The 22053-nt window shown below is 59.7% G+C and carries 21 protein-coding genes; 5 read left to right on the forward strand and 16 right to left on the reverse strand.

Translation table 11 applies throughout. The features are described from left to right. Positions 1 to 9: 9 nt before the first annotated feature. On the forward strand, positions 10 to 780 hold the full coding sequence (locus tag Q666_RS37050; protein WP_031269442.1) for an alpha/beta hydrolase: 771 nt from the start codon (positions 10 to 12) through the stop codon (positions 778 to 780). Positions 781 to 822: 42 nt separating this feature from the next. Beyond that, positions 823 to 2400: a GMC family oxidoreductase N-terminal domain-containing protein gene (locus tag Q666_RS37055; protein ID WP_200863786.1), complete on the forward strand. Its 1578-nt coding sequence runs from the start codon at positions 823 to 825 to the stop codon at positions 2398 to 2400. A gap of 307 nt (positions 2401 to 2707) precedes the next feature. Here the strand turns inward: Q666_RS37055 and Q666_RS37060 are convergent, their stop codons facing one another. Further along, positions 2708 to 3337 carry an NAD(P)H-dependent oxidoreductase gene (locus Q666_RS37060; RefSeq protein ID WP_023001296.1) on the reverse strand — a complete coding sequence of 210 codons (630 nt, stop codon included), beginning with the start codon at positions 3335 to 3337 and terminating at the stop codon, positions 2708 to 2710. 111 nt (positions 3338 to 3448) lie between these two features. Here Q666_RS37060 and Q666_RS37065 point away from each other — a divergent pair, with 111 nt between their 5' ends. Next, positions 3449 to 4366: a LysR family transcriptional regulator gene (locus tag Q666_RS37065; RefSeq protein ID WP_023001297.1), complete on the forward strand. Its 918-nt coding sequence runs from the start codon at positions 3449 to 3451 to the stop codon at positions 4364 to 4366. An 86-nt stretch (positions 4367 to 4452) separates the two neighbouring features. On the opposite strand, the gene Q666_RS37070 is transcribed toward Q666_RS37065, so the two are convergent. The 4 genes from Q666_RS37070 to Q666_RS37080 all read right to left on the reverse strand — a co-directional run bounded on the left by Q666_RS37070 (position 4453) and on the right by Q666_RS37080 (position 7501). Beyond that, positions 4453 to 4695 carry a cysteine rich repeat-containing protein gene (locus tag Q666_RS37070; RefSeq protein ID WP_200863787.1) on the reverse strand — a complete coding sequence of 81 codons (243 nt, stop codon included), beginning with the start codon at positions 4693 to 4695 and terminating at the stop codon, positions 4453 to 4455. Between the two features lie 115 nt (positions 4696 to 4810). Next, on the reverse strand, positions 4811 to 5389 hold the full coding sequence (locus Q666_RS64690) for a hypothetical protein (protein WP_023001299.1): 579 nt from the start codon (positions 5387 to 5389) through the stop codon (positions 4811 to 4813). 56 nt (positions 5390 to 5445) lie between these two features. Continuing rightward, positions 5446 to 6783 carry a HAMP domain-containing sensor histidine kinase gene (locus Q666_RS37075; protein ID WP_023001300.1) on the reverse strand — a complete coding sequence of 446 codons (1338 nt, stop codon included), beginning with the start codon at positions 6781 to 6783 and terminating at the stop codon, positions 5446 to 5448. 1 nt (position 6784) lies between these two features. Further along, positions 6785 to 7501, reverse strand: a complete 717-nt coding sequence (locus Q666_RS37080) for a response regulator transcription factor (protein WP_023001301.1) — start codon at positions 7499 to 7501, stop codon at positions 6785 to 6787. Positions 7502 to 7796: 295 nt separating this feature from the next. Here Q666_RS37080 and Q666_RS0132775 point away from each other — a divergent pair, with 295 nt between their 5' ends. Then, the gene (locus tag Q666_RS0132775) at positions 7797 to 8474 is read left to right on the forward strand and encodes an SH3 domain-containing protein (protein WP_031269444.1); all 678 of its coding nucleotides are present in this window, start codon (positions 7797 to 7799) and stop codon (positions 8472 to 8474) included. A gap of 53 nt (positions 8475 to 8527) precedes the next feature. Here Q666_RS0132775 and Q666_RS37085 read toward each other — a convergent pair whose 3' ends face one another. The 4 genes from Q666_RS37085 to Q666_RS37100 all read right to left on the reverse strand — a co-directional run bounded on the left by Q666_RS37085 (position 8528) and on the right by Q666_RS37100 (position 13868). Continuing rightward, the gene (locus Q666_RS37085) at positions 8528 to 10876 is read right to left on the reverse strand and encodes a cytochrome P450/oxidoreductase (RefSeq protein ID WP_023001303.1); all 2349 of its coding nucleotides are present in this window, start codon (positions 10874 to 10876) and stop codon (positions 8528 to 8530) included. A 117-nt stretch (positions 10877 to 10993) separates the two neighbouring features. After that, a complete protein-coding gene (locus Q666_RS37090; protein WP_023001304.1) occupies positions 10994 to 12307 on the reverse strand; it encodes a TRAP transporter large permease in 1314 nt (437 codons plus the stop codon). After that, positions 12300 to 12797 carry a TRAP transporter small permease subunit gene (locus Q666_RS37095; protein ID WP_023001305.1) on the reverse strand — a complete coding sequence of 166 codons (498 nt, stop codon included), beginning with the start codon at positions 12795 to 12797 and terminating at the stop codon, positions 12300 to 12302. The genes Q666_RS37090 and Q666_RS37095 overlap by 8 nt, the downstream gene beginning before the upstream one ends. Before the next feature lie 54 nt (positions 12798 to 12851). Beyond that, positions 12852 to 13868, reverse strand: coding sequence for a TRAP transporter substrate-binding protein (locus Q666_RS37100; protein ID WP_023001306.1), 1017 nt, complete (start codon positions 13866 to 13868; stop codon positions 12852 to 12854). A gap of 382 nt (positions 13869 to 14250) precedes the next feature. Between Q666_RS37100 and Q666_RS37105 the strand changes: the two genes are divergently transcribed. Then, complete coding sequence (locus Q666_RS37105; RefSeq protein ID WP_031269446.1) at positions 14251 to 14679, forward strand: thioesterase family protein; 429 nt, start codon at positions 14251 to 14253, stop codon at positions 14677 to 14679. Between the two features lie 46 nt (positions 14680 to 14725). Here Q666_RS37105 and Q666_RS37110 read toward each other — a convergent pair whose 3' ends face one another. The 7 genes from Q666_RS37110 to Q666_RS37140 are packed head-to-tail and all read right to left on the reverse strand — an operon-like array spanning position 14726 to position 22039. Continuing rightward, complete coding sequence (locus Q666_RS37110) at positions 14726 to 15451, reverse strand: SDR family oxidoreductase (protein ID WP_023001308.1); 726 nt, start codon at positions 15449 to 15451, stop codon at positions 14726 to 14728. Then, complete coding sequence (locus Q666_RS37115) at positions 15448 to 16221, reverse strand: cyclase family protein (RefSeq protein WP_023001309.1); 774 nt, start codon at positions 16219 to 16221, stop codon at positions 15448 to 15450. Before Q666_RS37115 ends, Q666_RS37110 begins: the two co-directional genes overlap by 4 nt. Further along, a complete protein-coding gene (locus tag Q666_RS37120; protein ID WP_023001310.1) occupies positions 16218 to 17474 on the reverse strand; it encodes an SDR family NAD(P)-dependent oxidoreductase in 1257 nt (418 codons plus the stop codon). Before Q666_RS37120 ends, Q666_RS37115 begins: the two co-directional genes overlap by 4 nt. After that, on the reverse strand, positions 17471 to 18646 hold the full coding sequence (locus Q666_RS37125; protein ID WP_023001311.1) for a thiolase family protein: 1176 nt from the start codon (positions 18644 to 18646) through the stop codon (positions 17471 to 17473). Before Q666_RS37125 ends, Q666_RS37120 begins: the two co-directional genes overlap by 4 nt. After that, positions 18646 to 20259 (reverse strand): AMP-binding protein, encoded by a 1614-nt coding sequence (locus Q666_RS37130; RefSeq protein ID WP_023001312.1) that lies wholly within the window; start codon positions 20257 to 20259, stop codon positions 18646 to 18648. The genes Q666_RS37125 and Q666_RS37130 overlap by 1 nt, the downstream gene beginning before the upstream one ends. Next, on the reverse strand, positions 20256 to 20729 hold the full coding sequence (locus tag Q666_RS37135) for an aromatic-ring-hydroxylating dioxygenase subunit beta (protein ID WP_023001313.1): 474 nt from the start codon (positions 20727 to 20729) through the stop codon (positions 20256 to 20258). The genes Q666_RS37130 and Q666_RS37135 overlap by 4 nt, the downstream gene beginning before the upstream one ends. Next, the gene (locus tag Q666_RS37140; RefSeq protein ID WP_023001314.1) at positions 20729 to 22039 is read right to left on the reverse strand and encodes an aromatic ring-hydroxylating dioxygenase subunit alpha; all 1311 of its coding nucleotides are present in this window, start codon (positions 22037 to 22039) and stop codon (positions 20729 to 20731) included. The genes Q666_RS37135 and Q666_RS37140 overlap by 1 nt, the downstream gene beginning before the upstream one ends. Positions 22040 to 22053: the final 14 nt, after the last annotated feature.

Raw genomic sequence — 22053 nt, forward strand, 5'->3', positions numbered from 1 at the left:
AAGACGAAAATGTTTGTTCTGGCGGCTGCCGCCGTTGCCGTCATCGGACTGAAGTCCGCGAACGCGTCAGACACCATTCCGGCGGATCAGACTGTCAGGAATGTTGTGCTTGTTCACGGCGCTTTTGCGGATGGCTCCGGCTGGCGCGGCGTCTATGACGAACTGACAATGCGTGGATACCGGGTCACGATCGTCCAGAACCCGCTGACATCTCTGGAAGACGATGTTGCGGCCACCAAACGCGCATTGGACCGGCAGGACGGCCCGGCCATTCTTGTCGGGCATTCCTGGGGCGGTACGGTCATTACCGAAGCGGGGGTCGACCAGAAGGTTGCCGGGTTGGTCTATGTCTCGGCGCTTTCACCGGATGCCGGCGAAACGACAGCTCAACAATATGATGGATTTCCAGCGGCTTCCGAGTTCGTCATCGACACTTCGGAAGACGATTTCGCCTATGTCGACCGGGAAAAATTCAAATCCGGCTTTGCCCATGACGTCAGCGACGCGGACGCCGCTTTCATGCGGGATTCTCAAGTTCCCCTCAACTTGGCAGCGTTTGGCACGAAGCTGAAGAATGCCGCGTGGCGCTCCAAGCCGAGTTGGGCGGTGATTGCAACCGAAGACAAGGCGTTCGACCAGGCCATGCTGATCCACATGGCGGAACGTATCGGTGCAAAGATCACGAAGGTCTCTGCCAGCCACGCTCTCTTCATGACCCAGCCGAAAGTCGTCGCCGACACGATCGACGAAGCCGCACAAACGGTCTCGAACCAGCATTAAACAACACAAGCATCGATAGAGGTCGATCATATGGACAAGACCATGCAGCTCGAAAAGACAAATGCCGAATTCGATTTCATCGTATGCGGCGCAGGTTCCAGCGGGTCGGTTGTCGCAGCCAGATTGGCCGAAGACGGCAATGCCAGGGTTCTGCTCCTTGAGGCTGGAGGCGACGATCTCGCCGAAAGTGTCATGGAACCGGCTCAATGGCCGTTGAACCTTGGCAGTGACCGTGACTGGGGCTTCGTTGGTGAACCAACACCTGGGCTCGCCGGCCGCCGGCTTCCCTTAAGCATGGGCAAGGGGCTTGGTGGTGGTTCAAGCATCAATGTCATGGTGTGGGCCCGGGGCCACAAGGAAGACTGGAACCATTTCGCCGCAGAATCCGGCGACGAAGCCTGGGGATACCAGTCCGTGCTCGGATATTACCGCCGTATTGAAGACTGGCGCGGAACACCGGATCCTCTGCGAAGGGGATCCGGCGGCCCCGTCCACGTCGCGCAACCTGACAGTCCAAAGCCGGTTGCCAGGGCACTTCTCGAGGCGGCGGAGCTGATTGGTGTTCCCGTCTTTGACACGCCCAACGGCGAGATGATGGAAAGTGCCGGCGGTGCATCGATCGCGGAACTGAGGATCCGCAATGGCAAGCGGGAGTCGGTCTTCCGGTCCTACACCCACAAGATGATGGCGCAACCAAACCTCACTGTGCTGACCAATACATTGGTCACGCGGCTCCTATTTGAGGGAAAGAAGGTGATCGGCGTTGAAGCTTTGGTCGCTGGCGAATATCGGCAGTTCCGCGCGCGATATGAAACGGTGCTGTCACTCGGCGCTGTTCACACACCCAAGGTTCTGATGCAGTCCGGTATCGGTCCGGAGGATGAACTGCGGGTTCACGGCATCCCCGTTGTCCAGCATCTTCCCGGCGTTGGCCGCAATCATCAGGATCACATCGCGTTTGGGTGTACCTGGGCGTACCGCAAACCTCAGGAGGTCGGCGGAGGCGGCTGTGAAGCGACCCTCTATTGGAAGAGCAATTCCGGTCTTCAGCAACCCGATATCCTTCAGTGTCAGCTTGAGTTTGCCGTGCCCAGCCCTGTTGAAACGGACCTGGAAACGCCTGAGCACGGCTGGACGATGTTTGCCGGGCTTGCACAGCCGAAAAGCCGGGGACGGCTGCGTCTATCCGGGCCGGATGCCCGCGACCCTATGCTCATAGAACCCAACTCCTTGAGTGAGCCGGAAGATCTGACGGCTGCATTGGCGGCAGTGGAACTATGCCGTGAGGTGGGAAACAGTGAAGCCTTCACACCGCTGGTCAAAACCGAGACGGCACCGCGGTCCCGAAACAAGTCAGGCATGATCGACTTCATCCGGAAATCCGCTGTCACCTACTGGCATCAATCCTGTACGGCCAAGATGGGGCGGGACAGCATGTCGGTGGTTGATAATCAACTCAAGGTGTATGGCATAGAGGGACTTAGGCTCGCCGACGCCTCGATCATGCCGCGCATCACGACCGGCAATACGATGGCTCCATGTGTTGTCATCGGAGAGCGCGCGGCGGATATGATCCGGCTCCAGCACGGGTTGTCCGATGCGCCCGACACCGACCATTGACACGTCCAAGGGACGTTTAATCTCTGATTGAAACATGGTCTGGACGCGGCGGCTGCCTCCGCCGCGTCCACCTTTATTGATCACTCGGCCAAACTGAGCCGATCTTCATCTCGGGCAGGGCATGAAGGGACAGGTGTTTCCGAATGTGGATGCAGAAATCCGAACAGGAGAGGCAAAACAATCTTTCAGACGTTTGCTCACAACGGAAACCCCGCCCTCTGACATAGACAGGGGCGGGGATAGGGGACGACGGTGTTGAAATATGCCTGTTTCGCTATCGCAACCGACGAAATCCGCTGCAAGGATGTCAGGCAGCCACCAGCTGCAAGTCGTCAACCACCTGATTGGCTGCCTTCTTGGCTGCGGCGATGGCCTCTTCCTGGAAAGAGGCACCGAAGGCAAGTTTCTCGGCGCGAATGAAGGTGACGTCCGTGATGCCGATGAAGCCGAGCAAGGTGCGCAGGTGAGGTTCCTGGGCATCCATCAGCTGCGCCGGTCCTTCGCTGTAGAGGCCGCCTCGTGTCAAGACGACGATAGCACGCTTGCCTTTCAGGAGGCCTTCCGGACCTGCGTCGCTATAGGAAAAGGTTACTCCGGCGCGCAGCACGTAGTCGAACCAGGCTTTCAGCGTGGACGGAATGCCGAAGTTGTACATGGGCGCACCGATGACCAGCAGGTCGGCCGCTTTCAACTCGGCAATGAGTTCGTCGGAGAGGGCCTGCGCGTTTGCCTGCACTTCGTTTTCAGCTTCGGGAACACGCAAGGCAATCGTGGAATCCTGCATCAGGTGCGGTACGGGATTGCTCCCCAGATCGCGGGCAATGACCTTGCTTTTGCCATTCTTGAGACGCAACTGGTTTACGATGTGGGTGGTAAGCTGGTTGGATACGGAGGCATCGCCCAGAACACTGCTTGTGAGTACGAGAACTTTAGACATTGATTGTACGTCCTGCTTTTCATGTAAGAAATTCAGTCGTCAACTTGGTTCCCGGATGCCTTTTCCGGAACCGTCATTTTCCGCACCAGATTGTTGCTCTGAGAGGAACGCATGATTGATCTGGACGATATGCGATGCTTCATCGAAGTCGTGGAATGCGGCAGCCTGAGCGCGGCTGCGACGCGACTCGGCATCTCGAAATCCATCGTCAGCCGCAGAATTGCGCGGATTGAAGACCTGCTCGGCACCCGTCTTCTGGATCGAACGACCCGCGGCATTGCCCCCACGGAGGCTGGTCAGGAATTCAAATCCAGAAGCGAGGATCTTCTGGCCAACTATGAAGACACGCTCGAAGCAATCTCCGAGCACTCGAACGAAATCGTCGGAGAATTGCGACTGTCGGTCCCTCTTGCCTTCGGGACAAGACATCTTGGCCCGATCCTCGGATCTCTGGCTTGTCGTCACCCGCGGTTGAAAGTGGATGCCTCGTTTTCTGACCGTGTTGTCGATCTGATCGGCGAGCGGTTCGATGCTGCGATCCGAATTGGGAAGTTGCGCGATTCCAGCTACGTCGCTCGCAAGATCGCACCGATCAACTCAATCGTCGTCGCCAGCCCGACCTATCTGAAGCAAAACGGTACACCGCAAACGCCTGAAGACCTGACCGCCCACGAATGCCTTATTTACACAGCTGCGCTTTCACCGGACTGGATCTTCCACAGTGGCAACGGGAACATCTCGGTACGCCCGTCGGGACGTCTGCGCACTGACAACGGAGACATAACCGTAGCCTGGGCGGTTGCGGGGCTTGGAATTGCTCACGCGCCCCTGTTTCTCGTCAACGATGCGGTTGAGTGTGGTGACCTTGTTCCCCTGCTGCTTGACTATCCGACACCTGAAGTCGGCCTTTTCGTACTCCGCCCCCCTGGAGCGAATACACCCCGGAAAGTCAGAGTCCTGATCGACGCGCTCGTCGAAACCTTTTCCGGCAAGCTGGAATGGAAAGGCTGGACCAGTCCGTCCGAATGAAACGACATGGGCCAGAGCCCCGCAAAAGGCAAAGTTGAATTGGCAGCGGCGGCATTGCCGGGAAGGGTCTGCCGCCGCGGCTTTTGTTATTGCGGGGGACGTAACGCCTGAAGTTCAAGAAGCTTGTTCGCGCAACTCGGCGACATGCTTGCCGCATTGGCCTGAAGGCACTGCAGAAGCCTGCCGCCGCCCGGCTGTATGCCGGAGCATAAGCTGCGCACGTCTGCTTCGCAGGCAGTCCTGATTTCCCGCATCTGCTGACGGGTCAGCTCCTGGGCATGAGCCCCGGAGACACCCAGAAGCAAAAGAGCCGAAATCAAAAATCTCATGAAAATCATCCTATGTCTCGAGGGGGACGACGGGCGCGCGGAACAATGGCGGCCACGCGCCCGTCTTTGCCGGTGCGGCGGGAGCACCGGCAATTCTGTCGTATTGTGATGCGGGTTATCTGAGGGTAAGGCGAGGAAACCGGGAGGCCTCAAGCTGTTCTTCCGTTAGCGCTGCGCGCAGGTTCTCGACTGCGGTTTTCAACGCTGCACCCTTTTCGCCATAGACGGAGAGGACGTCCGCCAGAGCTTCAATCCGGCCGAAGGCTTCCGGACCTGCCGGATCTTCGTCAGGCGCTCCTGCAAGGGCGCGCACCGTGCCGGCATCCGGGACCAGAGCGAGCATTGCCGCGGTATAGGCTCGCCATTCGTCCTGTTGGTCGGCCCGGATGCCGATTGCCGTTTCCTGCGAACTCAACGCGCCGGCCAGCCTGAACCTGGCTGCTTTCCCGGTATAGAAATGCCGAAGATGATCGAGGCGCTCCGCAACGTCGTAGATGTCGGGAACGCCCCCGAAGACGATAGGCAATTCGGGTGGATAGGCAGGGCCTTTGATGGCGAAGGGATTGTCCTGCGACACCGCGGCAAAAGGCATGACGGCGGCAAGCGTGACGCCGGCCACAAGCGACAAGGGGATCAGCTTCTTCACGGTACTCTCCAATTCGTTGTCGATGGAGAGATCCTGCAAGTTCCGCATCTCCGCCGGTTTTCCGGCTGATGGGAAATTGTAGCTTTTTGTTTCCCGCCCGGTTGTCAGCCTGACTTGAAGAGGGGCAACGTCACCTTCACCCGGCCACCCCGTGGGGTGTTTTCCAGACTGATGGCCCCGTCATGGGCTTCGGTCAGCGACCGGGCTACCGAAAGACCGAGGCCTGCACCGCCAGTTCCCCGGGACCTTGATGGTTCCGCGCGCACAAAGGGCTCGAGCAACAGCGATCTGGCTTCTTCCGAAAAGCCGGGGCCATCATCATCAATCAGGATCGTTATCCGCTCTTTGTCCATGTCGAAGGTTGCCCGCGCGCAGGTGCCATATTTGATGGCGTTGTCGACCACGTTCAAAATGATGCGCCTGAGCGCGACACGATCGCCGACGATCCATGCCTGCTTCCGCGCGAAATCCTCGCTCGCTTCGGCAGGCAGTCCTGCTTCCCTGAACTCGGCAAACTCCGCGCTGACAAGCTCGCAGAGATCAAGCAACTCCTCGTCGAGCACGCCGACGCCGGCCCGGGAAATCAGAAGGGCATTGTCGAGCAGGGAAATCATGTCCGTGATATCGGATGTTGCCCGCTCCCGCTCCGAGGCGTCGGGCAGATTTTCCAGACGCAATCTGAGGCGGGTGGCGAAGCTGCGCACGTCGTGCTGGAGCCCGCCGATCAGCGCCATTCGCGAGCGGGTCATGGTGTGAAGCCGCTTTTGCAGCCTGTCGAATGCCCGGACGAGGGCTGTAATTTCCGGCGTACCTGCGCGGGTGTCCGGCAAGGGAACAGGTTCGGTAGACGGATCGATGCGGTCCACCGCCGCCGCCAGCCTTGCAAGCGGCCGGATCTCACGGTGGAACAGAAGCAGCGCAATAAACGCGAACACCGTACCGAGCAGACCCGCCCCCAGGCCGACAGGCAAGCCCAGAGGCGTGACCGGGAACGGCAGATGAACCCCGATTGCCAGAGCCTTGCCGTCTCCCGCTGTGATCCAGAACTTGAGCGGGCGCATGGGGCCGAAACGCCAGCGGCTGCCGTCCAGTCCGTTCAGCTTGCGAGACTGTGCGGCAAGCAGGCGCTCTCCCAGAATTGCCCTGTAGGGTTCAAGCACACCACTGTCACGCAGTTGGCTGTCGGTGTCGGGAACCTCGGAAACGGCTACCAGTTGAACATCAAGCCCCGGCGAGCGGACAGCTTTCAGAACCGTGTCCTGCTGCCCGGTAGGAGTATCAGCAAAAAGCTCTGCAATCGCGGCAAGCTGCGCAGGTTCGGGGTTGGATGTTGCGCGCGAAAGACTGCCTTCGCGATAGGCGACGCCCAGCACCAGCAGCCACAAGACCAGAAGCAGGCTTGCGCCGATGGCAACAAGTCTTGCGACCAGGCCGAAGCGCATCTCACGCCACCTGCCGGACCGAGGCCGTCAGAAGATAGCCGCCATTGCGAACGGTGTTTATCAAGCTGCTGCCGGGGCTGTAGCTTTCCAGTTTCTTGCGGATGCGCGAAACCAGGATATCGACTGTACGGTCGAAAGGACCGGCACTGCGACCACGGGTCCAGTCCAGGATCTGATCGCGGGAGAGAACCCTGCGCGGGCGGAGAACAAAACACGACAGAAGATCGAATTCGGCACTGGTGACGGACACCAGATCTCCATCGTCGGTCTCGACCTGGCGCGCGTCCAGATCGACAATGAACCGGTCAAAGGCAAACCGTCTCGACATGGGTTGCGAGGGGTTGGAGGCGGCCCTGCGCAACATCGCCCTGACCCGTGCCAGCAGCTCTCGCGGGCCAAAGGGCTTGACGACATAGTCATCGGCGCCGAGTTCCAGCCCGACCACACGGTCGGTTTCATCCCCTTTTGCCGTCAGCATGAGAATGGGCGTATTGCCCTGCGCACGCAGCCTGCGGCAGATGGACAGTCCATCTTCGCCCGGCAACATGAGGTCGAGAATGAAAAGGTCCGGCTGGACGCGTTCAAGCGCCGAATCCATGTCCCGGCCGTCCTGCGCAGAGACGACTTCGAAGCCTTCCCGGCTCAGAAACTCGCCCACAAGGCGGCGGATTTCATGATCGTCGTCGACGATCAATATTGTCTTTGCATCCGGTTCCATGAGTTCAATTGCACATGAGGACCCTGCGAAATCAAACGAAAACAGGGAGTGATTACAAAATCATACAAACCGGAAATCTAACGAAATGCCTTGGCTGCCAGACCGCCGCACGGTGCAGAACCACCGCGGCCACGGCATTTGTCTTCCTGTACGCGCCAGCGGGACCAACGCCGGCCGAACGGTCATGTTTTACAAATTGAAACATAACGCAACGCGCCGGAAAGACCCGGTGCAAGCGACAGAGAGAGGGTCTCCAAAGGCCGTTGCCAAGGCGGCGACGCATATGGAGAACACCATGATGAAACGACTATACCTCGCGCTGGCGATCCTGATCGGCGCACCATCGCTTGCGGCGGCGGCAACGGTTGCCGTCTCCACCGGAAACGTGAACCTGAGGGCAGGCCCATCGACCGGCTATCCCGTCGTCACTGTTGTTCCGGCCGGAACACGGATCACGACTTACGGCTGCGTTTCCGGCTATTCCTGGTGCGACGTGAGCTTCGGCGCGTATCGCGGCTGGGTGTCGGCCAGCTACATTCAGGTCGTTTACCGCGGCAACCCGGTCATCGTCACGCCAGTGGTCGCACCCGCAGTCGGCCTCACCGTCGTTGCCTATAACCGCGCTTATTGGGACACCTACTACGCCGCCTATCCCTGGTATGGCCGCTGGGGTCATTATTACCGCCCGGCTTATCCGGTCGCGCCGGCGGCACGCGTTACTGCGCATGACAGGGCGGTTACCTGCACAGGAGACAGCTGCACGGCCACGCGGACGACGACGGGTATCTACGGCGGTTCGGCCAGCCAGTCCCGCACCTGTGCCAATGGTGAATGCAATGCCACCCGAAACGTGGTCGGCCCTTACGGCGGCACCGCGTCGCGCACTCGCAATTGCAGCACCAACAGTCAATCCTGCACCGTCAGCCGGACGGGACCTGCCGGTGGAACAAGAACGCGGGTTTTCCAGCGTTGAAACGATTACCGGTCTGCGGACGGTTCGCTCATTGCGAACCGTCGTCCGGCACCCTACAGCGCCAGCTTGACCTTGCCGCCCTTCACAGACCGCGAGCAGCAGGACATCATGCGCCGGTTTTCCGCGCGTTCGGTGCGCGTCAGTACCACGTCGCGATGATCGATTTCTCCCTCAAGAACTTCAACCTCGCAACTGCCGCACAATCCTTCCCGGCAATCGCAGGCAATGTCGATACCTGACGCAAGCAGTGCGTCGAGCAACGTTACATCTGCTGCGACTTCAAGCGTCAGGCCGGAATCTTTCAGTTCAACCTGGAAGGCGTTTTCCTTCGATGGATCGAGAGCGGTCTCCTGCGCGGAAAAATGCTCGAAATGCAAAGCTCCGGCCGGGTGACTTGCAGTGAGGTCTTCCAGCTGGGAAATCATCCGCTGCGGACCGCAAGCATAGATCTGCCCGCCGTCGCGCAAGCCGGCGACAATGGCAGCCAGGTCCGCGCGTGCGCCTTCGTCCCCGGCATAGATCGCAAGCCTTCCGGGGTGGTCTGCTTGCAACCGGTCCAGAAAGGCCATGCTTTCGCGGGATCGTCCGCAATAGTGGATCGTGTAGTCCCGCCCCAAGGCTTTCAGCCGGTCTGCCATCGCGAGGATTGGGGTGATGCCGATCCCTCCGGCAACCAGGACGTATGAGCTGGCCTGTTCGTCGAGCCGAAAGAGGTTGCTGGGTCCGCGAAGGCGCAGTTCAAGCCCCTCTGCGGCGACCTCGTGAATTCGGCGGGAACCACCCCGTCCATCTTCTTCAAGAAGCACGGCGATATCGTAGTCCCTGCCGTCGGCTCTGCCGCACAGAGAATATTTGCGATCGAAGCCCTCAAGGCACACTTCGATATGTGCCCCGGCACTCCAGCCCGGCAGGGACCGGCCCTTGGCGTCCTCGATCGTCAGCCCGAGGATGCCGTCTGCTTCCCTGCGGACATTCTTGACGCGGATCTTGCGCGCGATATCACGGCGCGCCGGCGCTCCGACCGGGAAATGATGGTTCCCGTTTGCAATCGACGGCGTGGCCCGCTCGGGGTTCTTCACCGGATCCCACTCGACCCAGACATGATCCGGACCTCTGAAGGAGGTATTGGCGAGGTAAGTGAATTCCTGTTCGGCCAGTTGCAGGTGTGGCAGCCGGCGCGTCATTTCTTCCAGGAAGATCCGCATTTCCATACGGGCAATGTTCTTGCCCATGCACTGGTGGCTGCCGTAGCCGAACGTGAGGTGATCGACGGCGTTGTCGCGGTAGATGTCGAACTTGTCGCCATCTTCGAAATGCCGCTCATCCTGGTTGCCAGACGCCTGAACGATAAGCAGCTTCGCCCCTTCCGGGATCTCGACGCCGCCGATGCTGGTCGCCGCCATGGCCTGCCGCCGCCACGCAACAATGGAGCCTGAATAGCGCAAGCATTCTTCCACCGCGTTGGGGATCAGGCTCGGATCCTCGCAGATGTCCTGCCAGGCCTGCCTGTGGGTGAGCAGCGTCTTGAACATTCCTGCCGAGGCAAGCGACGTCGTTTCGTGGGCGGCAACGATGATCGCCATCATCATCGAATGTACGTAGCTGTCCGGCACGACATCCGGCATTTCCGCGTTCTTGCGGATCGTCTCATGCATCCAGCCGGTTCCGTCCGGCTCCTTGCGCATCTTTTCGATGATCTTGCCCGCGTAGTTCCAGAACTGCCCGACGTCATGCGCAATGGCGACCTGTTGCTCGTCGGTGGGCTTGCCCCAGGTATTGACCGAGTGGGCGACCGAGAAGTTCTTGAGGACCGCGATGTCGTCTTCCGGAACACCCAGAAAATGCAGGGCGACATTCAGCGGCACTTCGTAAAGCATGGCATCGACCAGATCGACCCGGCCGCTGTCGATGAAGGCGTCGATCTTTTCGCGCGTCAGCCGGCGTACCATCTCTTGCCGGGCTTCCAGATTATCCGGAAGAAAGTGGTCCATCAGGGCGCGCCGCCGTTCCATGTGTACGGGCTCGTCCTCGTTCACCATGGTCCGGTTCATTGCATAGCCGTAGCCCTTCAGTACCTCCATTGCTTCCGGCGTTGCCGGTGTGATTTTTTCCAGGGCGTTCCGGGGCGAGAAGAGGATGTTGTCACGAAAGACCGCCTTGATGTCATCGTAGCGACTGACCACCCAATAGCCGAGCTTGGGACTGTAAAAGACGGGCAACTGCTCCCGTGACCAGCGCAGTGCTTCTGCGGGGTCCGCCTGATAGGGTCCGGCGAACGCATCGAATTCGGCAGCCTTTTTGGAAAACGGACACTGGGCTTCGGCAGCGGCCGGGTTGTCCGGTCTGCCCCTTGAAGACTTACCGCCCGCCATCGCGTCTGCAGGGCTCGCAGTGCGTTCCATTTTCTCCTCCTCCCAGAAAAGTAGTCGGACCGCATCCCCCTTTGAAAAGGTACGTCTGCGGTCTGTGTCGGCTCCGATGCCAGAGGCTTGCCGGCAGATGCCAGACCAAATCTGATCCTACATCTGGTTTGGCAGCAAGAGCACTAGTCCCGGCAGTGTCAGCAAGATGATCAGACGAATGATATCGACCATCCAGAACGGCGTAACACCCTTGAAGATCGTGGCCGTCGGCACGTCGCCGACGACCGCCCGCAACACGAAGACATTCAGGCCGACGGGAGGCGTGATCAGGCTGATTTCGGTTACCACCACGACGATGATGCCAAACCAGATCGGATCATAGCCAAGCCCTGTGACGACCGGAAAGAAAATCGGCACGGTCAACAGCAGCATCGACAGGCTTTCGAACACGCAGCCGAGCGCAATGTAGATCAGCAGGATCAGCCCCATGACCATCCACGGCGGCAGATTGTAGGCGGTCACCATGTCGCTAAGTGCGGTCGGCAGGCCTGCGATATTGACGAAGTTGGAGAAGATCCAGGCGCCGATCAGAACTGCAAACAGGCTGGCTGCGGTCATGGCCGTTTCGCGCAGGGCTTCCAGGGCATCTGCAAGCGACAGGCGTCTGCGGGCAAGCGCAATCAGAAAAGCCCCCATGGCGCCCATGCCGGCGGCTTCCGTCGGCGAGAAGCTCAGGTTGATCGGCGGCACATCGAAGACACCATAGAGCCCGCCGATCACCAGAAAGAACAGCAACAAGACAGCCCAGACATCCTTCAGGGCGGACAGTCTTCCGCTGAGGTTGATGCGTTCCCCTGCCGGACCGGCTTCCGGATCGCGCCAGACCGTGAACTGGACAGCAACCAGATAGAGTACGACGCCCAGAAGGCCGGGAATGATGCCGGCGACAAAAAGCTTGCCGATCGAGGTTTCGGTCAGCAGACCGTAAATGACGAGGATCACCGAAGGCGGTATGAGGATGCCGAGCGTCCCGCCGGCGGCAATCGAAGCCGTCGACAGTTTGTCGGCATAGCCGAACCGACGCATTTCCGGCATGGCCACCTTCGACATGGTGGCGGCGGTTGCAAGGGACGATCCGGATATGGCGGCAAACCCACCACAGGCAACGATGGTTGCCATAGCGAGACCACCGCGAAAATGGCCCAGGAACGCGTTGGAAGCGGCATAGAGCTCCCGGCTGATCCCTGCCTTGTTGACGAACAACCCCATGAGGATGAACAGCGGAACGACCGAGAGGCCGTAATCCTGACTGGTATCGATGATCAGACGGGCCGTCATGGAAATCGAGGCGCGGTAGCCCGATTCAATCATGAAGCCGATCATTCCGACAAAGCCCATGGCGAAGGCGATGGGCACTCGCAGCAGGACCAGTACGAGAACCGCTGCAAATCCGAGAAGTCCTTCAAGCATGCCGGGGGCTCATCAATTTCGGTGCGAAAACATGGCCGAGCCCGCGAACAATGAGGACTGCGGCGGTAATTGCCGTGACGATGGAAATGAACCATCCGACATAGTGCAGGGGCAGGCGCAGATATTCCATGACGTCGCCATAGGAGCGGCTTCGTTCGGCCAGATCAAATACGCGCATGGCCGGGAGGACCAGCATCAGGCCACAAAAGAGATCCGTGAAAGCGTTGCGCCAGCGGGTCAGTCCGGCGCGCTTGAACATGCCGTCCGTCAGGTCGACGCAGATGTGGCCATCCTTTGCGGAAACGACCGGCAGAACCGAGAAAACCATGATTGCCATGAGCAGGCGCGTCATGTCGGCGGCAACTTCGATCGGCGCGTTGAACACCGACCGGAGCACCACGTCGCAGAACGTCATGACCATGAGGACGAACAAGGCAAACGAGGCAAGCAGCGCCGGCAGACTGGCCGCAAACTTGAGTAGACGGGACACGTCCAGATCCTTCAGCTGCGGGCGGTCCGGACGAACCGGACCGCCCGGACTCGTTTAGTTTCCGGCCATTTCCTGCTTGACCATTTCGTAGGCGGCTTTCGCGTCCACCCCGGCTTCCTGCAATTCCGCCAGAACCTTGTCCGTGACTTCCTTGCTGATTTCCTCGAACTTGGCGATGTCATCATCGCTCGCAGGCGTGATCTTCGTGCCTTCTGCGTTTTTGGTCGCTTCATAGGCAATCGTGTCGGACTCGTCCCAGGATGCACCTGCCATCCGGCTCGCGGGCTCACCAAACACTTGCTCGTCCAAGGCCTTCTGGACATCTTCCGGCAGGCTATCGAATTTTTCCTGGCTCATGATCACGGCAAAAGAGCCGCGATAGAGACCGCCCGGCATGTCATAAAGATACTTGGCCACTTCGTTCAGCTTGAATCCGACACGCTCGCCGACATTCATCGCAACGGCGTCGGCCGCACCGGATTCCAGCGTTTCATAAACCTTCGGAGCCGGAACGTTGATGCCGATCAGGCCGAGCGCGGACCCCACATCGCCGGCAACACCGCCGCCGATACGCGTCTTCAGGCCGTTCATGTCGGCAAGACTGCTGACTTCCTTGCTGGAATGGATCTGACCGGGGCCATGGGTGTTGAGCGAAATGACCTTGACGCCGCGATGCTCATTAAGGTCGGCAAGGTATTTTTCATAAACGCGCCAATAGGCGACGGATGCGTCTTCTGCGTTGCCTTCATAACCCGGCAGTTCAATCAGCTTCGTCCCGACGAAACGGCCCGGTTGATACCCGTGGAAGATGATAGCCATGTCTGCGGCACCATCGAGAACCAGATCCATCTGGGCTGGTGGCGGGGCGAGGCCAAAGACCAGCTCACCCGAGACTTCGCCGCCTGTAGCTTCTTCCATCATGTTGATCAGATTGGCAAAAATGCCGGTATTCACGCTATGGGTTGGCGGCAGCCAGCTGGAAATCTTGAGAACGGTTTCCGCCGAAAGCGCCGAAACGCTGAGGCTCAGTGAAACTGCGGCAGCGCCAACAATCTTGAATAGCGACTTCATCTTCCTCTCCCTTGAATGATGCGTCTGTCTGGCTGGGCTCCTCCGCAGGCCCGAGACCGTTTTTGAATACTTCCATTGATGAGCATGCCTTGTCAATAAATATGAAACTGCATGTATTTTTTGCAATCGACAATAGAAAACACCGCCGCTCCGCAATCATTTTCACGGTGGATCAACGCTTCACGAAACTCCGAATATTCTTCTTGATTTCAGATCTTTATCCAGATTTCTCAGCGCACAGCCCGCGTTGCGCAGGCAAGGAGTTTACATCCTGGCGAACAATCCACGTGTTGAAGCCCCTCTGCGATATGTGCAAAATCAAATAAATAAAATTGGGCCGCCGTTACATGGTGAGCCAGCCAGTGGCAGGGAGAAACGCATCTTGGACGTTCCATTCAAAACCACCCGCATGCTCAACTTCGGTGATTGCGACATCTCCGGCACAGCCTATTTTCCATCCTATCTGAACATCCTCAACGGTGTGAACGAGGAATTCTGGCTGAAGCTCGGCTATCCATGGCACAAGATTATCTGGGAGGAACGTTGGGGCACTCCGACTGTCCATCTTTCCAGCGACTTCTCAAGCCCTTCCTTTTTCGGGGAAGAGCTGGAGTTCGAAGTAACCGTGAAGCGGGTCGGCCGGTCGTCGGTCACCATGCATCACGAGATCAGCTGCAAGGGCGAAAAACGCTGGTCGAGCACCCAGGTGCTGGCCGCCAGCGATCTCGACAAGCATTGCTCCATCCCCTGGCCGGATGACGTGAAGGCAGCCCTGCTGGCCTGCATGCCGCAAGATCAAGAAGACAGCTGACGGCTCAGAACAAATCGCGTTGGTTTCTAGTCAAACGCGTCTCCCACTAGATCGTCAGCGTTCCGACGCTCGCACCGCCGCAGACATAAAGCGTCTGTCCGGTCACGAAGCTGTTTTCCGGATCGCAGAAGAACAGGAAGGCATTGGTAACGTCCCGGACGTTGCCAATGCGCCCGACCGGGATGCGTTTTGCGAGGGCTTCCTGTTGCGGGCTGTTCTTTTCGACGATACCCCAGAAGTTGTCGGTCAGGATCGGGCCGGGGGCGACCACGTTGACGGTGATGCCATGTGGGGCAAGCTCCAGGGCCCAGGTGCGCGCCATACCGATCATGCCGGCCTTGCTGGCACTGTAGGCGGTTCGGGTCGGTGCGCCGAGCGCCGCCCGTGAGGCGTTGAACATGACACGGCCGAACTGGCGCGCCTTCATGTTTGGCAAGGCCGCCTGCAGGAGTGTTAAAGCCGATCCCAGGTGCAACTGCGCAAGGCCGGTGATGTCTTCGGGCTTGGCATCCTCGACAAGGTTGGGCCAGATGAGCCCTGCATTATGGATCAGATGAGTGACGTCGAACTCCGCCGCGATCGTGCCCGCGGCAGCGGCCACGGCTTGTGCATCGAGAAGGTCGGCTTCCACCGAGTGCAGGTTCGGGTGAGACTTTTCCGGTGCGGTTCGTGCGACCGACACCACCGTGTAGCCCTGACCGAGAAGCCTTTCGACCAGATCGGCACCAATCCCCTTGTTGCCGCCGGTAACGACTGCCGTAAATTCACTCATTCCGTCACCATCGCCAGAACCCGAAGCGGGCTGCCGGTTCCATTCTTGATTTTTAGGGGAGCTGCGATCAGCACGGCGCCTGTCGCGGGCAGCTGATCCAGATTGGCCAGACATTGCAGGCCGTATTTTCCTGCGCCATGTAGAAAGTAGTGAGCGGGGTAGGGCGGAACATAATGTGCGCCCTGGCCTGCATCCGTTCCGACCGTCTCCGTGCCGAAGCCGCGGATGTTCCGTTCCTCGATCAGAAACCGGATCGCGTCCGGCGTCGGTCCGGGCGAATGCGGCCCGTCCGCGCGCATGTTCAGATAGTCAGCGCCTCTGCGCTTGCACCAGTCGGTACGCATCAGCACCCAGGCATCTTCCGGAATACGGCCATGCTCGCTTTCCCAGCCTGCAATGATCTCCGGCGTCAGTTCGAAATCGTCGTTCCCTGCCGCCCCTTTCGAACAATCGATTACCACCACAGGACCAACAAAAGCCTCGACCGGGATCTCGTCAACCGAGCCATTCGCCACGTCCTTTCCTGAAATCCAGTGCGAAGGCGCATCGAAATGGGTGCCGGTGTGTTCGCTCATGGAAATGTTGTGCCATTTCCATGCCGGACCACGGTGATCGTAGGCGCTGATTTCCTCCATCCGGAAACGCGCGCACTGACCGAACTCGGGCGGAAGCACAATCACGGGAAAGTCCGGATCGAGCGTGTGGGTCAGATCCACAATCCTGACGGCTCCGGTGGCAAGGCCGGAGACCAGCTGGTTCAGACCGCTCATGCGCCTTCTCTCCCTTGCGTGAGTTCACGTTCCAGGACTTTCGGGTCCCGACACCAGCGTTCGCGTATCTCCATGGCAACGTCACCGCACCACACGTCTTCAAGCCCCTGCTGCAGCCCCGTGACTACAGACCTTGCCAGAGCCTTTGCATTGACCTTGGGCGGCGGCACCGGCTGGGTCCAGTCGTCTTCGTCCGGTCCGGTGAAGACGGTCATGACACGCAGCCCGGACGCACGGAATTCTCCGCGCAGGGACTGCGACAGCGAATAGGCAGCAGCGTTGGAGGCAGAAAAGCAGCCGAAGTCCGGTGAGTTGGACAGGGCGAAGACTGACAGGATATTCACCCAGGCCACCGCCGAGTTGACGCCATCGTTGGTGCGAGCGCACATGCCCGGTCCGAATGCCTGCGCAAGACGCATCAGACCAAGATAATTGGTCTCCATTTCCTCACGCGCGAAGGCAGTATCGCCTCTTGCCAGAACACCGCCCGGCCGCAGAAACCGGGCATTGTTGACCAGAATATCCGTCTTGCCGCCAATTTCCCCGGCAAGCCGCTCTACCGAAGCGGTGTCTGTGACGTCAAGCGGCAGCACGCTGACCTTTTCAAGCCCGGACAAGAGATCGCGGTTCGCGTGCGGACGCCAGCTTTCGGCCTCGCCGACAAAGACGGTTGAAGCCCCTGCCTCCAGCAGCGACGTCACCAGAGCCGGCGTGTTCGGGTTTCGCAGGTCCGTGATCAGGATGCGCCTGTGTTTCGGGTCGGCTGAAAGGGCACGCATTTGCGGATCGTCTTCCATATTGCTTGTCCTGTCCTTGGGCACTGCCAGCAAAACGCCCTGGCCCGACGCGTCCAGGCGGTTCAACAGTGTAACTTCCTCGCCGCGCTCGCAGTCGCCATGCACATGGCACAGGACCACGGGACCGGCATCCAGTTGCACCGAGCCCATGCGCCAGGGCGTTCTCTCCCGGAAATAGAGATTGATCGACGTGCGGATCCGGGTCTCTGCCAGCAGTGTGCCCGCCGGCGAGATGTCCTGCCATTCCAGCCTCGCCGACAGGCAGCTCCCGCAAACATCCCGGGGCGGATATTGCACCGTGCCGCAGTCGTCACAGACCTGAAGAGCGAAACGGCCTTCCGCCGCAGCCGCGGTCAGGCCGAGAGCCGCGCGGGATCGGGCCTCCGGAGGACGTAATGGAGACTGCGTGCGCTTTTGCGGATCTTTCTTGAGGGGAGGGGAAAGCGGTGTGCTCATGCCGGGCTCCCTGTTTTCACAATGGCCGCACTCGTGCAGACGCCGCGGTCGTAATTGATCATGCCGAAGCCTGAAACCATCGCGGTCGTCGCATCTGTCACCTGCGTGCCTCCGGCGGTACCCAGTACCTGGCGCAGTGCTTCCACGAGGCCGATGAAACCACCCGCTGCCCCGGCCTGACCGGCAGACAGTTGTCCGCCGGAGGTGTTGTGCGGAAAGTCTCCGGAAATTGTCAGGTCCCGGTTTCTGACGAAATCCGGGCCGCCGCCCTTGTCGCAGAAACCGAGATCCTCGATCTGCATCATCGAAATGACGGGATAATCGTCATAGGTCTGCAGGAGATCGATGTCGTCCGGCGAGCACTCCGCCATGGCGTAGAGTTCTTCGACATCGAGCGTCCAGCCGCCACGCAGTTGCACGGGATCCTCGGCATGGGCGTTGTGGCGCTCGATTGTTCCCCCGATCACGGCATAGGGCAGGTTCCGCCGCTCTGCCTCTTCAATGGACATGACGAGAAAACACTCGGACCCGGCGCAAGGCATGACACAGTCGAACAGGGCAATCGGATCGGCGATCGGGCGGGCGTCGAGATATTGCTCAAGCGTCAGCGGCTTCTTCATCAGCGCGTTCGGATTGCGCAAGGCATTGGCACGCTGCGCAACGCAGATCCTGCCGAAATCCGCGCGTGTCGCGCCATATTCCTGCATGTAACGGTCGGTCAGAAGCGCGAAATTGGCATTCGGCCCCCCAAATCCGTAAGGGTAGGAGGCATCCTGGGCAAAGCGGGAAAAGCTCGACAGCAGATTTCTGAAGCTGTCGATGTGGTTGGTGTCTCCGGCAACACAGGCCACGATGTCCGCGTCGCCCGCCTGGACTGCACGTGCGGCCCTCCGCAGGGCTACCACACCACTGGCACCACCCATCGGAATATTGTCCAGCCACCTGGGGCACAGGCCCAGATGCTGCGTCAGCCCGACAGCGGTATCCGGAAACAGGGTGAAGCTTGCAACCGAAAACCCGTCAATATCCGCAGTCCTCAAACCAGCGGCCTGAAGGGATCCGCGCAATGCGCTTGCGATCCACCAATGGGCCGTTTCGATGGAGTAACGCTGATAGGGAATTGAAACCGGTGCAGTGACCGCAACGCCCTCATAGCTCTGTCGTTTCCCCATCAACTGGCCTGCCGCTTTTTCATGTGACCGGTGGCGATTGTATCGGGATCGTCCAGAAGCTGCAGGGCCAATTCCTTCAAGGCGGCCCGCTGGATCTTCTGGGTTGGCGTCAACGGCAGCTTGTCGACAAAGGCGATGTAGCCCGGCGCCTTGTAATAGGCCATCTGCTCCAGGCACCAGCGTGTGATCGCCTCGGCCTTGTCTCGGCTCGGGTTCTTCACTTTCAGGCAAGCAAACACCTCGTCGCCGCGCACCGGGTCGGGCACAGGGGCAATACCGGCCGCCTCGATGTCGGGATGGCGCATCAGGATCGATTCCACCTCCACGGCGGCGATGTTCTCGCCCGACCGCCGGATGACGTTTTTCTTGCGGTCGACAAAAAACAGGTTGCCGTCCTTGCCCTGGCGGACGATGTCGCCGGTATGGAACCAGCCGTCTTTCCAGGCCTCGTCCGTCGCGGCAGCGTCCTTGTAGTATTCCGAGAAGAAGCCGTAGCGCGGATCCGGCCCCGCGTGGCGCACCAGCAATTCACCCTGAATCGCCTCCTTGCCACTGTCGTCGACAAGCCGCCATTCGACGCCCGTGCTTGGCTTGCCGATGCTTGCCTGGGCCACCAGCCGGTCTTTACCCGAGGCGGCGATTACTGCCCCGGCACCGGTTTCCGTCATCGCCCAGGCTTCAACCAGCGGAAAGCCGAAACGGTCCTCGAAGGCAATCTGCAGCTTCGGGTCGACGCCTGCGCCAAAGCCGAAGCGAACCTGATGCGCACGTTCTTCAGGGGAAGGGTCGAACCCCATCAGCATGGACGGCATCACGCCCAGGTAATGCAGACAGGTTGCCCGGGACGCGGCAACATCCTGCCACCACGCACGCGGGTGGAAGCGATCCAGAACGGTAAGACACCCGCCAACCATGACCATCGCCATGAAGGAATAGGCCATTGCGTTCATATGGAAGACGGGCAGGGGCGTGATCATGCGCTCGCCGTCCTCCGTCAGCGTTGCCAGTCCGCCGACACCGGCATACCAGCGGCCCGCAAGCAGGAAATAGGTATTGGGAAGGACGCAGCCCTTCGGTTTGCCGGTCGTGCCCGAGGTGTAGAGGATAGCCGCCTCGCGCGCCTCGCCTTCCAGCGGCCGGGCGGTGACCGCCTGGTCGCGCGGCCCGGGGACCGGGTCGCCGGGGGCAATCACGGCCGCCTTGATGCCGGCAGCGGCAACGGCAGCCTCAAGTTCCTTGTGGCGGTCTTCGATCGATATGATCAACGCCGGTTCGGAGTGGCCGATGAGATATTCAAGCTCCGCAGCTCTCAGGTCCGGATTGACCGGCACAACGGAGCCGCCGATCCGGTTTACCGCGAGCCAATGCAGGAAGAACGTGGGCCGGTTTTCCAGAAGCAGGGCGACACGCATGCCTGCACCATAGCCAGCCTCCATCAAGTCCTGCGCAAGCGTGTCGACTTCCTGGCGTGCGGCGCCATATGTCAGCTCGCCGGGCGGTATGCCGTAGATGTCTGCAGTGCCGGGCAGAACGTTCAGAAACGGCCGGTCCGGATATTTCTCCGCCGTTGCAGCGAAGGCCTCATAAACTGTTTCAACTGTCATGGCTGTCATGGCAGCAACTGAATATTGCCGAAGGCGGCGTCGCAATTGAGGATGTCGACACGCTTGTTGGCGATCCTGATCTCGCCATCGACCACTTTCAGTTCGTGCGTTGCCGTCAGCGCCAGCAGAAACTGCTCGTCCAGGCGCGTTTCGACATAATGCATGGATGTGTTGGTGACGATCCTATCCCCGTCCATCTTGTCGATGAAGGGCCGCTGGATGACATGGTGACAACGGCTCTTGGGCTTCTGGCTGAAGGTTCTGGCCCCGTTCAGCCGCTCCACGCGCAAGCGCAGCATGAACATGTCCTCGTAGAGCAGGGACGTCACCAGATGTGGATCGGTCTGCTTGTAGTCGAGCGGCATCCAGTAGTGGCCGTCTTCCAGCCACAACGACAGCCATTCACTGTAGCGGCCCTCGTCCAGCATTCTTGCTTCGTCATAGATGAAGTCGATGACCTCTTCCCTGGAAACCGCCATCACGCATTCTCCATCGTAGCTGTCATGAATTTCACCCAGGCATCGAACTGGTTGCGCATCTGCCGTTCCGTGGTGCCGTTTTCCACGGCCTCCTCGCCAAAGTCTTCCTCTTCGGTTCTGAGGCGCTGAACGTTGACCCATTCCATGCCGTTGGACATGAGGCCTTCCTGCGCGCGTTCGTACATCTCCAGATCGTCGTGACCGACCATCGATGTCGGAGCGTTGATCATCCGGTTGTACATGGCGGTGCGCGCCAGAAGTTCGTCCGGAGCCCCGACCAGGCGGTAGATGTAGCTTTCGACCAGTGTCTTGTCGGGCCCCAGCGGAATGAAATTGCGCAGCTGCTGGATCGGTCCCTTGATCATGATGTTCGGGAAATAGACCGTGTTATGCCGGTTCTCGCCGAGAATTTCCTTCGCGCGCTCCTCGCCGTGGGTTTCGCTCAAGGCCTCGAAATAGCCAGGTATCGCGGAATAGTCGGAATGGATCGAGTGATGCACGCCCGTATGCCCGTGCCCGTTCGGCCAGGTACGAATGCCCATGTTCTCGAAGAACTCGTAGGGCGACATGAAGGGCGCGATGATCTCCATCGCGGGCGGACGCGGTTCCGGGTTGCCCATCTCCTTCCAGATGTTCACTGCCGTTCCGGCGGAGCTTTCGTGGGCGACCATCGGGTGGCAGGTATCGGTCTGGTTTTCGACCAGCATCTTCCAATTGCACTTGTGCATGTAGCGCAGCGGCGGACCGGCGATCTCAAGCCGTCCTTCCGGCGAGCGGTCGACCATGTTGTCGATGGAACTCAGGCTGTCGCCGAAGTAATCCTCGAAGCTGATGCCCTCGGCAGCCAGGCGGGCAAAGACGAAACCGCGATAGTTCCGCACTGCTCCGACGGCCGTCATGCCCTTGGCATTTTCGGTGTTTTCGAAGCCGGTGTTCTCGTAACCCTTCTTCAGCGGGATCGCGAGCAGGCAGCCGTCCGTCTTGAACGACCAGGCGTGATAGGGGCACCGGAAGAACTTGCCCGTGTTGCCTTCCCGGTCGATCGCGATCTTGGTGCCCTTGTGCGGGCAGCGATTGTAAAGAACGTGAATTTCGCCATCGGAGTGACGCACCTGGATGACAGGCTGGTCGCCGATCTGCGTGGTGAAATAGTCACCCTTGTTCGGGGTCTGGCTGTCATGGCCGACAAACACCCAGGTGTTTGCGAACAGATGCTGCATTTCCAGCTTGTAGATTTCCGGGCTCGTGTAGACGTCCCGATGCACCTGCGGCCCCGTGAACAGAGCGGCGATTTGGCTGGCCGTTTGCATGCTGGCTCCTCCCT

Source organism: Labrenzia sp. C1B70 (assembly GCF_000475395.1).
GTDB lineage: Bacteria > Pseudomonadota > Alphaproteobacteria > Rhizobiales > Stappiaceae > Roseibium > Roseibium algicola.

Bases quoted from the DNA above. Each gene is read 5' to 3' on its own strand.
- Q666_RS37115 (WP_023001309.1), bottom strand. From the start codon at position 16,221: ATGAGCGGTCTGAACCAGCTGGTCTCCGGCCTTGCCACCGGAGCCGTC.
- Q666_RS37140 (WP_023001314.1), bottom strand. From the start codon at position 22,039: ATGCAAACGGCCAGCCAAATCGCCGCTCTGTTCACGGGGCCGCAGGTG.
- Q666_RS37135 (WP_023001313.1), bottom strand. From the start codon at position 20,729: ATGGCGGTTTCCAGGGAAGAGGTCATCGACTTCATCTATGACGAAGCA.
- Q666_RS37125 (WP_023001311.1), bottom strand. From the start codon at position 18,646: ATGGGGAAACGACAGAGCTATGAGGGCGTTGCGGTCACTGCACCGGTT.
- Q666_RS37055 (WP_200863786.1), top strand. From the start codon at position 823: ATGCAGCTCGAAAAGACAAATGCCGAATTCGATTTCATCGTATGCGGC.
- Q666_RS37100 (WP_023001306.1), bottom strand. From the start codon at position 13,868: ATGAAGTCGCTATTCAAGATTGTTGGCGCTGCCGCAGTTTCACTGAGC.
- Q666_RS64690 (WP_023001299.1), bottom strand. From the start codon at position 5,389: ATGCGGAACTTGCAGGATCTCTCCATCGACAACGAATTGGAGAGTACC.
- Q666_RS37130 (WP_023001312.1), bottom strand. From the start codon at position 20,259: ATGACAGCCATGACAGTTGAAACAGTTTATGAGGCCTTCGCTGCAACG.
- Q666_RS37065 (WP_023001297.1), top strand. From the start codon at position 3,449: ATGATTGATCTGGACGATATGCGATGCTTCATCGAAGTCGTGGAATGC.
- Q666_RS0132775 (WP_031269444.1), top strand. From the start codon at position 7,797: ATGATGAAACGACTATACCTCGCGCTGGCGATCCTGATCGGCGCACCA.
- Q666_RS37110 (WP_023001308.1), bottom strand. From the start codon at position 15,451: ATGAGTGAATTTACGGCAGTCGTTACCGGCGGCAACAAGGGGATTGGT.
- Q666_RS37085 (WP_023001303.1), bottom strand. From the start codon at position 10,876: ATGGAACGCACTGCGAGCCCTGCAGACGCGATGGCGGGCGGTAAGTCT.
- Q666_RS37090 (WP_023001304.1), bottom strand. From the start codon at position 12,307: ATGCTTGAAGGACTTCTCGGATTTGCAGCGGTTCTCGTACTGGTCCTG.
- Q666_RS37070 (WP_200863787.1), bottom strand. From the start codon at position 4,695: ATGAGATTTTTGATTTCGGCTCTTTTGCTTCTGGGTGTCTCCGGGGCT.
- Q666_RS37080 (WP_023001301.1), bottom strand. From the start codon at position 7,501: ATGGAACCGGATGCAAAGACAATATTGATCGTCGACGACGATCATGAA.
- Q666_RS37120 (WP_023001310.1), bottom strand. From the start codon at position 17,474: ATGAGCACACCGCTTTCCCCTCCCCTCAAGAAAGATCCGCAAAAGCGC.
- Q666_RS37060 (WP_023001296.1), bottom strand. From the start codon at position 3,337: ATGTCTAAAGTTCTCGTACTCACAAGCAGTGTTCTGGGCGATGCCTCC.
- Q666_RS37075 (WP_023001300.1), bottom strand. From the start codon at position 6,783: ATGCGCTTCGGCCTGGTCGCAAGACTTGTTGCCATCGGCGCAAGCCTG.
- Q666_RS37050 (WP_031269442.1), top strand. From the start codon at position 10: ATGTTTGTTCTGGCGGCTGCCGCCGTTGCCGTCATCGGACTGAAGTCC.